This is a genomic window from Klebsiella sp. EMBS2024 (assembly GCF_036233805.1).
GTDB classification, from domain to species: Bacteria; Pseudomonadota; Gammaproteobacteria; order Enterobacterales; family Enterobacteriaceae; genus Klebsiella; species Klebsiella pneumoniae.
Genome location: NZ_JAZARW010000001.1, coordinates 293,960 through 294,526, shown reverse-complemented (window position 1 = coordinate 294,526; position 567 = coordinate 293,960). Strand labels below are relative to the sequence as shown.

1 protein-coding gene is annotated in these 567 nt (G+C 49.4%); it reads right to left on the bottom strand.

The features are described 5' to 3' along the window. Window positions 1-463, bottom strand: a 463-nt coding sequence (locus tag VZP09_RS01380) for an HNH endonuclease (protein ID WP_328794850.1), incomplete at its 3' end; no start/stop codon positions are given. Window positions 464-567 lie beyond the last annotated feature (104 nt).

Genomic DNA, 567 nt, shown 5'->3' with positions numbered 1-567 from the left:
ATTGCCACGCAACCTCATCTCTGTTGCCCTTACTGACGTTGCACTCGTTGCACATGATTTGCAGATTGGCAATATCGAGGGCTAAATGCGGGTAAAGAGAACGCGGTTTAATATGATCAACGTGCATCACCATCCCGTCACTGGCGCCGCGCCCGCATACGCAACATTTATTGCCGTAGCGCTGGAACGCCTGGTAACGTAAACGCCGCCACTCCCTTGAGCGGTAGAACGTATCAGCCTCTTTAGCAGCTTGCTGCCGCAGCGCCTGCTCATGCCGGTACTGCTCGAATAAAACGACATGCCCTTCAGCTTTAGAGTAATTTCCCCAGGCATCCGTCGCTGGCGTTGTGTCGGGCTTCTCCTGTACCTTCACCGAGTCTGGAGGATAGAGTTTGCTCGTAACCTTTTGTACCAGTTTGAAAAGTACCCATACGACTACGGCCAGAATAACTAACGTTTCCACTCCCTCGCCTTATTCTCATTCAAAGATAATTGCTGCATTATTTTATACAAGCGCCATATTGATGGTCATTATACCTTTGTAGGGATGAATTCGCGTTATCGCAA